The 15291-nt window shown below is 46.3% G+C and carries 11 protein-coding genes; 6 read left to right on the forward strand and 5 right to left on the reverse strand.

The window, feature by feature from the left end; genetic code table 11:
• Nucleotides 1-38: 38 nt before the first annotated feature.
• Nucleotides 39-2624 (reverse strand): TonB-dependent receptor, encoded by a 2586-nt coding sequence (locus tag OX890_RS19320; protein ID WP_012090164.1) that lies wholly within the window; start codon nucleotides 2622-2624, stop codon nucleotides 39-41.
• Between the two features lie 243 nt (nucleotides 2625-2867).
• Between OX890_RS19320 and OX890_RS19325 the strand changes: the two genes are divergently transcribed.
• From OX890_RS19325 to OX890_RS19340, 4 genes are all read left to right on the forward strand, one after another.
• On the forward strand, nucleotides 2868-3407 hold the full coding sequence (locus tag OX890_RS19325; RefSeq protein WP_259559053.1) for a PH domain-containing protein: 540 nt from the start codon (nucleotides 2868-2870) through the stop codon (nucleotides 3405-3407).
• A 151-nt stretch (nucleotides 3408-3558) separates the two neighbouring features.
• Nucleotides 3559-4833, forward strand: a complete 1275-nt coding sequence (locus OX890_RS19330) for an Nramp family divalent metal transporter (RefSeq protein WP_268649759.1) — start codon at nucleotides 3559-3561, stop codon at nucleotides 4831-4833.
• A gap of 152 nt (nucleotides 4834-4985) precedes the next feature.
• A complete protein-coding gene (locus OX890_RS19335; RefSeq protein WP_006080239.1) occupies nucleotides 4986-5450 on the forward strand; it encodes a DUF1456 family protein in 465 nt (154 codons plus the stop codon).
• A 275-nt stretch (nucleotides 5451-5725) separates the two neighbouring features.
• Entirely contained in the window at nucleotides 5726-7414 is a 1689-nt protein-coding gene (locus OX890_RS19340) for an NAD-dependent malic enzyme (RefSeq protein ID WP_006080238.1), read from the forward strand.
• 128 nt (nucleotides 7415-7542) lie between these two features.
• Here OX890_RS19340 and OX890_RS19345 read toward each other — a convergent pair whose 3' ends face one another.
• Nucleotides 7543-7977, reverse strand: coding sequence for a DUF3069 domain-containing protein (locus OX890_RS19345; RefSeq protein ID WP_268649760.1), 435 nt, complete (start codon nucleotides 7975-7977; stop codon nucleotides 7543-7545).
• A 36-nt stretch (nucleotides 7978-8013) separates the two neighbouring features.
• Nucleotides 8014-8538 carry a phosphatase PAP2 family protein gene (locus OX890_RS19350; protein ID WP_006080236.1) on the reverse strand — a complete coding sequence of 175 codons (525 nt, stop codon included), beginning with the start codon at nucleotides 8536-8538 and terminating at the stop codon, nucleotides 8014-8016.
• A gap of 155 nt (nucleotides 8539-8693) precedes the next feature.
• Between OX890_RS19350 and OX890_RS19355 the strand changes: the two genes are divergently transcribed.
• Nucleotides 8694-10616: a tetratricopeptide repeat-containing diguanylate cyclase gene (locus OX890_RS19355; RefSeq protein ID WP_268649761.1), complete on the forward strand. Its 1923-nt coding sequence runs from the start codon at nucleotides 8694-8696 to the stop codon at nucleotides 10614-10616.
• On the opposite strand, the gene OX890_RS19360 is transcribed toward OX890_RS19355, so the two are convergent.
• Nucleotides 10613-11410 carry a substrate-binding periplasmic protein gene (locus tag OX890_RS19360; RefSeq protein ID WP_268649762.1) on the reverse strand — a complete coding sequence of 266 codons (798 nt, stop codon included), beginning with the start codon at nucleotides 11408-11410 and terminating at the stop codon, nucleotides 10613-10615. The two genes, OX890_RS19355 and OX890_RS19360, sit on opposite strands and share 4 nt — an antisense overlap.
• Before the next feature lie 175 nt (nucleotides 11411-11585).
• Here OX890_RS19360 and queG point away from each other — a divergent pair, with 175 nt between their 5' ends.
• Nucleotides 11586-12788 (forward strand): tRNA epoxyqueuosine(34) reductase QueG, encoded by a 1203-nt coding sequence (gene queG / locus OX890_RS19365; RefSeq protein ID WP_259520611.1) that lies wholly within the window; start codon nucleotides 11586-11588, stop codon nucleotides 12786-12788.
• Nucleotides 12789-13016: 228 nt separating this feature from the next.
• Here the strand turns inward: queG and metE are convergent, their stop codons facing one another.
• Nucleotides 13017-15287 carry a 5-methyltetrahydropteroyltriglutamate--homocysteine S-methyltransferase gene (gene metE / locus OX890_RS19370; protein ID WP_268649763.1) on the reverse strand — a complete coding sequence of 757 codons (2271 nt, stop codon included), beginning with the start codon at nucleotides 15285-15287 and terminating at the stop codon, nucleotides 13017-13019.
• Nucleotides 15288-15291 lie beyond the last annotated feature (4 nt).

Raw genomic sequence — 15291 nt, forward strand, 5'->3', positions numbered from 1 at the left:
TTTCACTACACTTTGATATAAAGCACGTAGGCTTAATATTAGAAGTTCATAGTGAGTTTAGTGTAGATGTAGCGACCCATAGGGTTATGTACTGAAATAACATAGCCGTAAAGGTCGGTATCACCGTCACCGATCGCAAATGGTGGCTCTTCGTCAAATACGTTGTTTACACCCAATGTCAGTTTGAACATTTCATTGAAGCGATAAGTACCTGACATGTCGACTAAGATTTGAGCATCAACCATACGAGACTTGTTGCTTTCGAAGTCGAGGACGCCATCAAAATTGATATCTGGTGTATCTTCAAACTCGCCGATATAACTCAGATTAATGTTGGCGGCAAAGTTATCCATAGTCCAGTTAGTAGTAAGTAACCAGCGATGTTGAGGGAACTTGTACTCACCGGTGTAATCTAGGCCATCTTTTTCGAAACTATGTAAATAACTGTACTCAAGTCCAAATTTCAGATCACCATAGCTATCCAACTCAACGCCATAATGACTCGAAACATCCATCCCTTGCACATCTTGTGAGCTTAGGTTGATAAAGCTTGAATGGATGATACTGATTGGACCTAAAGTCTGACCCACCTGTGGAGCTAAACGCTCACATACAGTGCTGTTTTGATCATTACAATTTGCGGTATAGATATCGCCTAACGGCTGTTTATCGATTTTGTTATCTTGTGTAATGCTATAGATATCAAAACCAACATCGAATTTCTGGCTTGGCGCCCAAATCATACCGACGTTCCAAGTTTCGGATTCCTCAGCATCCAGCTCCGAGTTGCCTTCAAATTCAGTGTTGTAATCTAAAGCTTCACAATCAACACTATCAGCAGCGCAGCGGTAAGTATCAATGAAGAAACTACTTTCACGCGATGGACCAAGACCTATTTGTGCTAAAGAAGGTGCACGGAAACCCGTAGACCAAGAAGCACGCGCCGTTATCTCGTCAGTCACTCCCCATTGGAAGGCAACTTTAGGGTTAGTCGTTGAACCAAAATCACTATAGTGATCATAACGACCAGCAAGTTGTAGCTCGAAGTTATCCGTTACCGGAATAGATAATTCAACATAAGCTGCATATTGCTCACGTGATGCCGCCGCAGAGACTGCTTCAGTACCAAAAATCAATCCACGTTGGAACTGTTCATCGGGCACATCGCTGACATCTTCTTCACGATATTCAGCTCCAGCCGCCATCATAATATCGCGACCAGCAAGGGTAAATGCTTGACCTGAAATGTTAGCTGCATAGGAAGTCATGTTTGACAAACCTTGGCGCACTAAACTAGTGGTAATGTCATCAATGACATCTTGGGAGTTCATGGTGCCACCGAAAGGATTATAGCGACCCGCATCGATTTCACGTTGTAAATAATCGGTTCTGACCCAACCTTGGCTGCGATCCCCCGTTTGAGTGGACTCACTGCGACCTTTTTGCACCGAAGCTTCCCAGTCCCAATCTTTAACTACGCCACGCAAACCTGCGACTAAACGAAGAGTATCAGACTCGATATCCCAACGACGCGCACCCGCATCAACGGTGCGGAAGCGACCAATTTCAATATCTTTCCCCCAAGGGTTATTTGGGTGAGTTCCTGGTACGGTTAAGCCTGCATCCTCATCAAGAGGTGTTGGTGCACCGCCCGCTTCCGACGTGTTGTGCTGGGCAGCTAATTCAAGGAAAGCAGTTAAATCATCATTGAAATGATATTCGAATTGCCCAATAGCTCCCACTCGTTCTGCAGAAGGAATAACAAGGTTATATGGCCCATAATCAAATACACAGCTGCCGCTTGGCGTCGCCCGATCAGGTGGGCAGGCTGGATCTATGGTTTTCACCCCATCAACATAAAAATAACCAGGAAAACCACGGGAAGAACGGAAATCCTCACCGCCATAAGGAGTCTGATCTGCACTGCCGAAACGGCCTAAATCAGTCGCAGCTAAGGTACCATTTTTAAAATAATCGAGAATAACGGAGGCACTGCCCTTATCAGACTTCATCCCCCAAACCATGTTCGCAGTGGTTTCATCGTAACCCGTACCTGAAGCATCACCGTAGCCGAGATTGACTTCAATACCCTCAATGTCTTTCTTCAGGATAATGTTGACCACACCGGCAATCGCATCAGAACCATAAATAGCCGATGCACCGTCCTTGAGTATGTCGATACGTTCGATCGCTGAAACAGGGATATTATTGATATCAACGAAAGAATTAGTAATACCTTCAGCAAAAGCACTCGCAGCAACCCGGCGGCCATTAATTAACACTAAGGTCGCATCAGGACCTAAACCACGCAAACTGATAGACGCGCCACCGTTAGCGGTTGAATCTTGGCTATTACCACGGGTAGAAAACGCACCAGCGCCGTTCGCAGGCATACGTTCGAGCAATTGCTGTAGGTTATCGAACCCCATATTAGCAATGTCGTCTTTGCTGATCGATTGGATCGGGGAAGGGCCTTCGATATCAGTACGTTTAATACGAGAACCCGTTACTTCAATACGTTCAACTTTTTCTGCGCCTTTATCGGCTGCATGGGCTACTGTTGGCGCAAATGCTAAAGCAATCGCGATGGCACAAGCACTGGGTAGAATCTGAGGTCTGTTCATACATATCCCTTGTTTTATCTATTTTATTAAAATTATATTAACCATTAGAAAACCATAAATTAACAATACACAAGGTAATGAGTTACAAACCAAAGTCAATGGGATCACAATGAAAGTTAAACTTTTGTTACATGTTGAGACAATATGCTTTCCTTCTGCGAGAATCAAAAAGGTCTAGGCACTAGAACATTCCACTCACGTGACAAATCGTGATGCTTGAATATCAGAATTTAAGGAAGATACATGGAAGACAAGATCATTCATCAAGCAGAGTTTGAGTCCAATCTAGGTTTGTATTGGTTGCTTTCAGGGGCCGCCTATTTCAGCCTCAGCATAGTCGGCATTCCCTTGTTATTGCTTTGGTTTCCAATCGGGCTGTGGGGAACTCGCCGCTATATTCGCAATATGAGTGCCGAGCTCACCAGTAATAAGTTGATTGTGCGCCGCGGAATATTAACTCGTACCGAAAATACAGTGCCTTTGGACAAAATTACCGATATGGCATTGATCCAAGGCCCAATTATGCGCCTATTTGGTCTGCATAAACTCACGGTAGAAACCGCAGGGCAATCGGGCGCAGGCGCCTTGATAAGCTTAGTCGGCATAGTTGATGCGCCTCAATTTAGAACCCGCGTATTAGAACAAAAAGAGCGTCTTACTCAGCGCCCACATCCAGCGAGTCCATCTGTACAACCTGATGATGCGTTATTACAAAACGTAGTCGAGATGGCAGCAAGCCTAAAACGAATTGAAGCCTTGCTCAGCCAAAAATTAAATAGATAAATTGAATAAAACGACTTTCAGTTCAATCACTTTCCCTTTAATGTTGAGCCACTCACTTAGCGTTAGCACAGCTTTAGCATGAGCGCAGCCTTAACATAAGGGCTTGTTCGATTCCCCAGATTAATTTTCAACAGGTACTTTTAATAACGACATGACTGAATCCTCGACAACCTCCCCTTCATCCTCTTGGATGGCACACCTGACGCTTGGCATTAAAGCTATGGGGCCCGGTGTGCTTATGGCCGCAGCGGCGATTGGTGCATCGCATTTAGTTGCCTCGACTCGGGCCGGCGCCGAATTTGGCTGGCAACTGGCTTGGGTCATTTTAGGGGTAAATTTACTTAAGTATCCCTTCTTTGCCGCTGGCGCACGTTACACCGCCGCCACAGGGGAGAGTTTACTGCACGGCTACCTCAAACAGGGCCGAGGTTATTTGCTGCTATTTACTGGACTGAATGTGATTGCCGCCGTCGCTAGCACTGCGGGTGTTTGCATGCTCACCGCCGCCATGTTGACCCAATTTATTCCGCTTCCCATCGATTGGTTAGCCCTGCTGGTATTGCTGAGTTCATTGGCTTTGCTGATCTTAGGCCATTATCAACTACTCGATAGACTCACTAAGATCATCATGTTCGCCTTAACGCTAACGACCTTAATTGCAGTGGCCTTAGCTTGGGATCATGCTCAGCCATTAGCGAGCAATTTTGTTTCTCCCTCACCTTGGCAATGGGCCCATGTGGGATTTCTGGTCGCCATGATGGGCTGGATGCCGGCACCGATTGAAGTCAGCGCTTGGAATTCCCTCTGGTTGCTCGAAAAACAAAAAAGCCAGACGGTCACGAAAGCGCAGGCGCTGCTCGACTTTAACTTAGGCTACATCATCACCGCGATCCTCGCGATCGTGTTTCTGTCCTTGGGCGCCTTAGTGATGCACGGCAGTGGTGAGCACTTTTCTGATTCAGGCGCGCAATTTGCTAATCAATTGATCAACCTTTACAGCCAAGTGATGGGCGGCGAGAGTCGTTATCTTATTGGTGTTGTGGCTTTTCTCTGTATTTTTAGTACCACAGTAACCGTTATCGATGGCTACAGCCGCACCTTAGATATGGGCTGGCAATTACTCACCTCAAAGGCCAGTTCAGACAAACGCCTCACAGGGATCATGCTCGCCATCAGTGCCTTTGGCTTATTGCTGATCCTCTTCTTTAAAGGCGCACTGTTACCGCTACTTGAGTTTGTGATGATCTTGGCCTTTATGACCACAGTCATTTTTGCTTGGTTAAACTACCGCTTAATGACCAGCAAACAGCTCCCCGAAGCCGATAGGTATGGCACTAAGATGAAGCTACTCTCTTGGTTTGGCATAAGTTATCTGCTGATTTTCGCGGCACTGTTTCTCTATTGGTACAACGTCATTAAAGGTTGATTGCTTAGATGTCATGACAGCTATTTATGCCAGAGTCATAAATAGCATTCGCTACGCTGCGTTAAATTCCGGCTAAATTCTGCTTTTGAGGCGGTTTGGGTATATAATACCGCCTCTTAAACCAGACAGCGCAGCCGCGCCAAGAGATGACCATGATTAATAATGATATTTTGCGCCGTTTGCGCTTCGTGTTTGATTTCAACAATGCCAAAATGATTAAAATTTTTGCCAAAGCTGGAAGAGAAGTGCCGACAGAAGAGATCATTGCTCTACTGCACAAAGAAGAGGAAGAAGGTTACAAAGCCTGTAATGACACCACTTTATGTCAGTTCCTAGACGGCCTTATCATCGAAAAGCGTGGCCTACGTGAAGGTGCAGAAATCCCAGCGCCAGTATCGCGTTTAAACAATAACTTAATCTTCAAAAAACTCAGAGTGGCCCTCGAAATGCGTGAAGAAGACATAGTTGCAGCCTTGGCTCTAGCCGAAGTGCAAATGTCAAAATCAGAACTGAGCGCGCTGTTCCGCAATCCGGATCATAAGAATTTTAAAGAGTGTGGCGATCAAATCCTGCGTAACTTTATTCGCGGCTTATCACTTAAGTATCGCGGTGAATAACGCAAAACATAAGTTTGTCACATCAAACGCAGCTTAGGCTGCGTTTTTTTATATCCAATTTAAGCTATGCCTAAAGTTGCTTAGGCATAAACAACAGCATAACAATTCCATCTGAAGTACCTCATAAATCCTGTTTAAAACAGCTGACTTTTTTACTGCTGCAAAAAAAACCACAAATACCTCGTTCCACGGACAACAAAGATCACATTTCATGATAACCTTACGTGACTTACAGCACGTATTGACCACTTAAACAATAACTCAAAAGGTTACCCATGGACGATAATAAACGCCCCCTCTATCTTCCGTTTGCAGGACCTGCCATTCTTGAAGCCCCGCTGATTAACAAGGGCAGTGCATTTTCTGAAGAAGAGCGTATTTTCTTTAACCTCGAAGGCTTAGTTCCCTATGCCATTGAAACAATTGAGGAGCAGGCTTCCCGCGCCTACGATCAATTTAGAAGTTTCAACAACGACTTAGACAAGCATATTTACCTACGTAATATCCAAGACACTAACGAGACCTTATTTTATCGTTTAGTGCAAAATAATATCAGCGAGATGATGCCTATCATCTATACGCCGACGGTAGGTTTGGCTTGTGAACGTTTCTCGAAAAACTACCGCCGCAACCGTGGTTTGTTTATCTCTTATCCGAACAAAGATAGGATCGATGACATTCTCAATAACTCGACTCGCCAAAAAGTTAAAATCATCGTTGTTACCGATGGTGAACGTATTTTAGGTCTTGGCGATCAAGGTATTGGCGGCATGGGGATCCCTATCGGTAAGTTGTCACTCTACACTAGCTGTGGTGGCATCAGTCCGGCTTATACTCTGCCTATTACATTAGACGTAGGCACAGATAATCCGCAGTTATTAGAAGATCCTATGTATATGGGCTGGCGCCATCCGCGCATCGGTGGCGAAGAATACGCCGAGTTTATCGAAGCCTTTATGCAAGCTGTACATGTGCGTTGGCCAGACACTTTGATCCAATTCGAAGACTTCGCCCAAAAGAACGCCATGCCGATCTTAGAGCGTTATAAAGATCGCTATTGCTGCTTTAACGATGATATTCAAGGTACCGCTGCCGTTGCCGTCGGTTCATTGCTGGCCGCTTGTAAAGCTGCAGGTACTGAATTAAATCAACAACGTATTGCCTTTCTTGGTGCGGGTAGCGCGGGTTGCGGTATCGCCGAAGCTATCGTGGCGCAAATGGTGTCCGAAGGGATCAGCGACGAGCAAGCTCGCACTCAAGTGTGCATGGTTGACCGTTGGGGCTTATTGCTAGACAACATGCCTAACCTGTTGCCATTCCAGCAAAAATTGGCGCAGAAATGCACCAATATCCAAAACTGGAGTAATTTCAGCGACAATATTTCGTTATTGGATGTGGTTAACAACACTAAACCGACCGTGCTGATTGGCGTGTCTGGCGTACCAGGTCTATTCACCGAAGAAATTATTCGCGCTATGCACAGCCATTGTGCCCGCCCGATTATTTTCCCACTGTCTAACCCAACCAGCCGTGTTGAAGCGACGCCAAAAGACATTTTGCATTGGACTTCAGGTCAAGCATTAGTCGCCACGGGTAGCCCGTTCGAGCCAGTAGTAGTCGATGGTGAAACCTTTGAGATTGCCCAGTGTAATAACAGCTTTATCTTCCCAGGTATTGGCTTAGGTGTTTTAGCCTCTGGTGCCCGCCACGTTTCCGATGCCATGTTAATGGCATCAAGCCGCGCACTTGCGGAATGCTCGCCACTGGCAATCGACGGTAGCGGCCCATTGTTACCTAAACTCGAAGATATCCACGCGGTCAGTAAACACATCGCTTTCGCTGTGGGTAAAGTTGCAGTTGAACAAGGGTTAACGCTACCAATGAGCGATGAAATCTTACAACAGTCAATTGAAGGCAATTTCTGGAGTCCAGAATATCGCCGCTACAAACGCACTTCGTTCTAAGCATAGCGTTGCCGCGACTTGAGTCGTGGCAAAGCAGCTTTAGCTAAGCGTTTGTGCCAACAAAAAGCCCGTCACTGCAAAGTGACGGGCTTTTTGATTTTCAGACTCAGCGCTTATTTCAATAAAAACTAAGGCGCCATCACCTGTTTAAAGCTATTGAGCATAGAGCGATCGATACGTGCTTTTTTCAACTTACGTAGACTTTCTTTGAGCGACTCATCGGCTAAACGGGTAAAGATACCGTTATATTCTTGCTCTTGGATCTCACCATCGGTATCGGCCTGCTCAGAAATCTCTTGGGCAACACGACTCAACTGCAACCAAGCATTCGCAATATAAAAACCATGGAATGCAGCTTGTTCCATGAGATTACGCGCGCTAGCTGGCAAGGATGCCCAAGCTTGGCTAAATTTGCCCTCTCTGTCTTCCAACAGTTCGGCGCACAGGCTTTGATATGCGGCTAATAATCCGTCAGGTAGTTTTGCCATTGGCAGCACTTTATTAGCGACATTGTAAGAAATCTGCTCGGCAGTTTCACGGTAAACAGCTGATAATTCACTCATAAAAAATCTCGATTAACATTCATTCAAAAAATAGACTTAAAACTGACCACTCACATACAAACCATAAACGCCGTTACCTGCTATCGGTGTGACAGTAATACCTTCATAGGGCTGAGTAAAATACCAACCCGCTAGCGCGCCAATTGCAGCACCCGCTAACACATCCTCTAGGTAATGTTGATCGCTCGCCACTCGGGTATAGCCAACATACGATGCAGCGACATAGGCGGGTAAACCATATTGCCAGCCATAACGCTGCTGAATAAACGTCGCCGCCATAAAGCTATCTGAAGTATGACCCGATGGGAACGAATCGTCGCCACTACCGTCGGGTCTGTCTTTACTCACACCATATTTTAGGCCTTCAACAATTAATCGACTCGATACTGCCGCCTGAATTAACTGCCAGCTACCGTCGTAACCGTCTTCATAAAATAACGTCGCGCCCATTGCTGTTGCGGGGAGCAATAAGTGCAATACATCGCCCGACGTTTCTAAATCTGAGCCCGCCCAGCTAGTGCCGCTCATCATGAGTAGGGCAGCACAAAGTAATTTTTTCAAGGGTGATTCCTTTTTAGGATGATTTCCAAGGCGAAGTTTATACCTTGATAGCTAGCTGAATGCAAAATTGCTATGCATCTATATTCAAAATGAACAAACAAGTTATGCTAAGCTCATTATTAGCTATTGATTTCAATGCGAACAGGAAACCTTTTTTGCTACGTCCACTTATATCTTTATCACTTACCTTTTGGCTGCTTCTACTGCCGCTCAGTCAGGCTATGGCAGAAGAAAAAACTCAGGTTGATAAAATATTTGAAAAATTTGAGAGCGGTGAACCCATGACCCGCGAAGCAATTAACAGCGATCTTGCGTTATTGAGTAAACTGATTGCAACCGATGATGTCGCCCGCAATGAAAAGCTGCAGCTACTTAAATGCTGGGATCAAAGTGCCGAAACGGATACCGACATAGCACTGGCAGTTAAGAATACGAGTCAAACACTAACAAATATTCCACCAACGGCCTCTCCGCATTTCATTACCGACCTCATGCTTTGTCATTCTTGGTTTTTGCAGTTAAATGGTGATGTAGATAGCGCGATGGAAGGTTATAACCTCAGCGTTAAGCGTGCATATGAGCATGAAGATCTTAAACTCATTGCCGACTCACGTAGCCTTCGCGGCGCCCTGTATTCCTATATTGGCGATTTTTCTGCCGCATTAGACGATCTGATAACAGCGCAAGATCTCTACGAGTCACTGAATTTAACCGGCTGGGCTAACATCAATCTTGCCGATATGGCCACCAGCTTTAGACGTTATGGCGATCCCCAAAGTGCGATCCGTTATTACACTAAACTTAAAGCAGTTTATTTAAAGAACAATAACCAAGAACAGGCAATGAATGTCACCTCAGAGATAGGCCTGGCCTTAGATGAACTAGGTGAACATCAACAAGCTATTGATCACTTCTTGCTAAGCTACCAATACTTTAAGGAACATCAGCTGGAAAAAGTGGCCGCCACTATGGCGACGGATATTGCCTTTAGCTTAATCAAACTCCATCGTCTTAATGAAGCGGAAAAATATTTAACTGAAGCCGCAGCTGTGATTAACGAAAAAGATCATGCCGCTTATAGCTTTATGAAGCTCTTTATGGGCAATATCAAGTTTCAACAAGCACGTTATAAAGAAGCGCTTACCGAACTCGAACAAGGGGAAAAAGCCTTTCGAACCCTGCAAAATGATCGGGGACTCACCCAACTATTACAGCTAAAAAGTGACGTCTATGCGGCCATGAATAATTTACCTGCGGCCTATGGCGCATTGCTGGAATTTGTCGCCCTCACCAAAAAGATCGACGACAACTCCTTCTCACATCAAACCACAGAATTAAAAGTGAAGTTTGATACCACTAGGATTGAATCTGAAAATCAACGTTTGATTGAAAACCAAAACCTTAAAGAACAAGAACTCGCGCTACTCGAGAAGAATAAATCATTACAACACATTATTTTATTATTGACGGGCTTTATCCTGACAATAGTGTCGATATTCGCGTATAAACAAGTACAGAGAAATCGTCAACTGCAGGTCATCGCCCTCACAGATTACCTCACCAAACTCCCTAATCGTCGGCATATTTATGCCCAAGCCGCGCAATATTTTCAGCAAGCCTTAAAACAACAAAGCCCTTTTTCGGTGATTATCTTTGATGCGGACCACTTCAAGAAAATTAACGATAACTTCGGCCATGAACTGGGCGATCGCGCCTTACTGACGATCGCAAGCGCAGGTAAAGCCCTAACGGGTAATAAAGATCTTATTGGCCGTATCGGTGGTGAAGAGTTTTTAATTCTCTTACCCAACACGGATGCTGAACGTGCTTGTGAACTTGCCCATCAGTTGCAAGCTCATATTAGCCGCCTAGGCGCAGAGGATTTACCCACTGAACTCAAATTGACCGTTAGCGCAGGAGTCGCAACCTTAGCGCCGCAACCAAATACTGAAAATACTTATCAAGACAAAGACTTTGCCAGCCTACTGAAACGTGCCGACGATGCCCTTTATGAGGCTAAAAATGCGGGAAGGAATTGTGTTAAAGCTGCCCAAAATGAGGCTACGTGCGAGAGTTAAACAGCTTTATGCCAAAACACTTGATGCTGTAATGGCGGCGGTAAAGCACCAAACCATGTCTGATATAAACGACTAAACTCCCCTGAGTCTTTCATTTTCTCAAGCTCTGTTTGCCAACTCGTGACCGTAGCCGCCGACGTCCCTTTAGAAAAGGCTAAATACAGATGAATCTCAGATACGACATACACTTGGCGTATATCTGCCTCACTTGCGCCCACTTCTTCAAGTATCTGCTTAACCGCAAGATCCGCTTGGCACCAGAAACGAATTCGAGAGAACAGTAATTGCTTCGCCGATTGCTGCGGAAAACTCGCCACCAGCAAATTATCCACGCCCGCTTGTTGTAACAGCTGCGCCCCAGCAGATTCTCGATAAACTCCCACAATATCTTTAGATTGAAGTTCCGCAAGTTGATCGAGTGCAATGGGATCTGCCACCCTCGCATACAAAGCAATTTTGCTGGTTGCAATCGGGCCGATAAAATCGAAATGATCTTCACGCTCGTCATTAATAGACGTCGCAAAAAGTAGGACATTCGCCGAGGTATTAGCAATCGAATACGCCCGTGCCCAAGGTAACACATCAATTTTTTCACTCTGGCCCAGTCTCGATTGCAGGGTATTGACTAAGTCCACCGCAAAACCTTGGGGAACACCATCTTGCTCGTAACTCATGGGAGGCCAAGCTTCTGTCACCAATTTCAACTTGTCAGGCACCGCAAAAACAAGATTAGGCATCAGGCCTAATAAGCTCATCGCAAGAAAACACGCCCTAAGGGGAAACGCACTCAGCATACGGATACCAAACGGGAAACATTAAACCTAATCATAGACTCAATCCCTGCTGCAAATAAACATATGCCCAAAGAAAATAGCCTCTCATTCATGCTCACTGAGTAAACTCGTCCGTAACAAGTGAAAACTTGCTATCATATTGCCACCTAGCCAAGAGCCTCACTGCAATGAATCCATGTCGACTTTAGCCAATCAAATCCCCAACCAATCCTATGCCAGCACACTGTCGCGGCTTGCGCTGCAAATAAAAACGTGGGGAAAAGCACTCGGATTTGCACAAGTTGGCATTTGCGATACTGATTTAACGGCCGAAGAAGCCAAACTCCAAGCATGGCTAGACAAAGGGTTTCATGGCGAAATGGCGTATATGGCCACCCACGGGATGATGCGCGCTCGCCCGCAAGAATTGCATCCGGGCACAGTGCGAGTGATATCCGTACGGATGGACTATTTACCACCCGAAGCAGGCTTTGCCACTAATCTCACCGATCCCAACTTAGGTTATATCTCCCGTTATGCAGGGGGCCGCGACTACCACAAGTTGATCCGCGCTCGGCTTAAAAAACTGGGAGATCAAATCAGTGCAGAGTTAGTTGCGCTCGGTTTCGATGCCGCCGATTTCCGTCCCTTCGTCGACTCAGCGCCAGTACTCGAGCGCCCATTAGCCGAAAAAGCCGGTATAGGTTGGACAGGTAAACACTCACTCATACTCAACCATGAGGCGGGTAGTTGGTTCTTTTTAGGTGAGCTACTGATCAATTTGCCTCTGCCTGTGGATATTCCAATCCAAGAAGGCTGTAACAGTTGCGTCGCCTGCATCACCTCCTGCCCAACAGGTGCAATCGTAGAACCTTATGTGGTTGATGGCAGACGCTGTATTTCCTATCTCACCATCGAGCTGCAAGGCGCTATTCCTGAAGAATTTAGGCCACTTATGGGCAATCGCATCTATGGCTGCGATGATTGTCAGCTCGTGTGCCCCATCAATCGCCAAGCGCCACTCACAGCCGAAACCGACTTCCATATTCGTCCCCAGTTAAAACAGCCCGACCTTCTCAGCCTTTTTGCTTGGAGCGAGGCCGAATTTCTAAAGCAAACCGAAGGCAGCGCCATTCGCCGAATTGGCCATAAACGCTGGCTACGTAATATCGCAGTCGCGCTGGGTAACGCCCCCGCAAGCCCAAGCATTATTGCCGCGCTTAACGCTCGCAATGACAACGAAGATATCGATGAGATAGTGCGTGAACATATCGAATGGGCGCTCAATGCTCAGCAATCGCGCCTTGCCGACACCGCTGCAACTGAGCAACAAAAAGCGCGCCGTAAAACCGAACGCATGGTGCGTATTGTTGAAAAGGGTTTACCGCGAGATGCTTAAGGCGCCTTATACAATCAATGCCTATACCACTGATTAATAATCATAAAGCAAGAGTCATTATTAGCTCAGCACGTCTATTGAACCTTGATATTAAACATTACCAACTGACCTTCGCGTTTCCCTTATTCGCAAGTGATAAAAGACAACGGATGCATAAGCATCCGTTGTCTTTTTACTCCGTAAGCTCAATAAGCTCAGTTAAAAAAACATCACACTCAAGCAGTGATATTAGCCAAGGCGGCGACGCAGTTCGCGGGTAGCATCGACCATGTTTTTCAATGCAGGTTCGACTTCATCCCAAGTTCGGGTTTTTAGGCCACAATCTGGGTTGACCCACAGTTGACGCACGGGTACTTTCTGCGCGGCTTTCTCGATTAAGTGCACCATGGCCTCCACACTTGGGGTGTTTGGTGAATGAATGTCATATACACCGGGGCCGATTTCATTTGGGTATTCAAAATCTTCAAAGGCGTTGAGTAACTCCATCCGTGAACGCGAAGTCTCGATAGTGATCACATCGGCATCCATGGCAGCAATCGCGCCAATCGTGTCGTTAAACTCGCTGTAACACATGTGGGTGTGGATTTGAGTCTCATCAGTCACGCCAGCAGCGCTGAGTTTAAAGGCATTCACCGCCCAATCTAAATAGGTTTGCCATTCACTTTGCTTCAATGGCAGACCTTCACGGAAGGCAGGTTCATCGATTTGAATAATGCCAATCCCCGCATTTTGTAAATCAACCACTTCATCACGAATAGCCAGCGCCAGTTGTGTCGCAATCGCATCGCGGCTGATATCTTCACGGGCGAATGACCAGTGCAAAATCGTCACTGGCCCCGTCAACATGCCTTTTACGGGCTTGTCGGTGAGACTCTGGGCAAACTCAGCCCACTCGACTGTCATGGCTTTTGGACGACTCACATCGCCGTAAATCAAGGGTGGCTTAACACATCGTGAGCCATAGCTTTGCACCCAGCCATTTTTACTAAAACCAACGCCGGCTAACTGCTCGCCAAAGTACTCCACCATGTCGTTACGTTCGGCTTCACCGTGCACGAGTACGTCGATACCCAGTTTTAGTTGGCGTTCGATAGTATCGCGGGTCACTTGCTGTAACTGCTCATTATACTGAGCATCGTTAAGCTCACCCTTGCGCCAGCGGCTGCGTAGTCCACGGATAGCGGGTGTTTGTGGGAACGAACCTATGGTCGTGGTGGGTAACAGAGGTAAATGGTATTTTTGCTGCTGCACGCTTTGGCGCACACTGAAATCATTGGCACGCTCATAATCTGCAGCGGTTAATGCCGCAACGCGATCAACTACTTGCTTATCTGCAGCCAGCGCTTTTGCTTGGCGACGAGCGATACAAAAAGCACTGATTTTCTGTGCTTCATCCGAGCTAGGCGCCAACAATAATTGGCGAACTTTGCTCAATTCCAACAGTTTTTGCTTAGCAAAGGCTAACTGCTTACGCAGCACAGGTAATAGTTTGACTTCAACATCTAAATCAACTGGGCTATGCAGTAATGAACATGATGTGCCAATCCACAAACGATCGCCTAAATCACCCGCCACAGCGCCAATACGCTCGGCAATCAAATCGATCTCTGCCGCCCACACGTTACGGCCATTGACCACACCCGCCGACAAAATTTGCTCACAGCGCAACGCATTTGCAAACACAGTCAGCTGATCTGGCGCAGTAACTAAATCTAAGTGCAAACCAGCAACAGGCAAGGCAGATACGAGGGCTTGATGATGCGCAATACCGCCATAATAACTCGCTAAGAGAACCTTAACGTTAGCAGTGCTTAATGCTTGATAAGTCTTAGTCATCGCCGCTTGCCAATGCAGGTCTAACTCTAATGCCAACACAGGCTCATCTAACTGTACCCATTCCACACCTTGGGCGGCGAAACGGGCCAAAATGTCAGCATAAGCCGTTAATAAATTAGGTAATAAACTTAACTTATCGAACTCTTGACCCACAGTTTTAGCAAGGTGCAAGTAACTGACTGGGCCGAGTAGAACAGGTTTGGCTTTATAGCCTAGCGCTTGCGCTTCGCTGACTTCATCAAAAAACTGCTCGTAAGCAATCGAAAACTCTTGGTTTTGCGTCAGCTCTGGCACCAGATAGTGATAGTTAGTATTGAAATACTTGGTCATTTCAGAAGCTGGCGCATCTTGGCCCGTTGGCGCTCTGCCGCGTGCAACACGGAATAAGGTATCGAGATCGATTGCGCCTTCACCACGATGACGCTCAGGGATAGCATTTAAGGTCGCACTCAGGGTTAATACTTGATCGTAAAAGGCAAAATCCCCCACAGGCACTTGCTCGATGCCAGCAGCAACTTGCCACTGCCAATGGGTACGGCGCAGTTCGCTCGCCACTTCACGCAGTTCAGCTTGAGTGATCTCACCACGCCAGTATTTTTCTAAGGCAAATTTCAATTCACGACGACGCCCGATACGGGGAAACCCAAGACTATTTAATTGCATACCC

It is taken from the genome of Shewanella sp. DAU305 (assembly GCF_026802235.1).
Classification (GTDB): Bacteria; Pseudomonadota; Gammaproteobacteria; order Enterobacterales; family Shewanellaceae; genus Shewanella; species Shewanella baltica.

Coding starts and splice junctions, on each gene's coding strand:
- OX890_RS19330 (WP_268649759.1), top strand. CDS start 3,559: ATGACTGAATCCTCGACAACCTCCCCTTCATCCTCTTGGATGGCACAC.
- queG (WP_259520611.1), top strand. CDS start 11,586: ATGTCGACTTTAGCCAATCAAATCCCCAACCAATCCTATGCCAGCACA.
- OX890_RS19335 (WP_006080239.1), top strand. CDS start 4,986: ATGATTAATAATGATATTTTGCGCCGTTTGCGCTTCGTGTTTGATTTC.
- OX890_RS19360 (WP_268649762.1), bottom strand. CDS start 11,410: ATGCTGAGTGCGTTTCCCCTTAGGGCGTGTTTTCTTGCGATGAGCTTA.
- OX890_RS19345 (WP_268649760.1), bottom strand. CDS start 7,977: ATGAGTGAATTATCAGCTGTTTACCGTGAAACTGCCGAGCAGATTTCT.
- metE (WP_268649763.1), bottom strand. CDS start 15,287: ATGCAATTAAATAGTCTTGGGTTTCCCCGTATCGGGCGTCGTCGTGAA.
- OX890_RS19325 (WP_259559053.1), top strand. CDS start 2,868: ATGGAAGACAAGATCATTCATCAAGCAGAGTTTGAGTCCAATCTAGGT.
- OX890_RS19320 (WP_012090164.1), bottom strand. CDS start 2,624: ATGAACAGACCTCAGATTCTACCCAGTGCTTGTGCCATCGCGATTGCT.
- OX890_RS19340 (WP_006080238.1), top strand. CDS start 5,726: ATGGACGATAATAAACGCCCCCTCTATCTTCCGTTTGCAGGACCTGCC.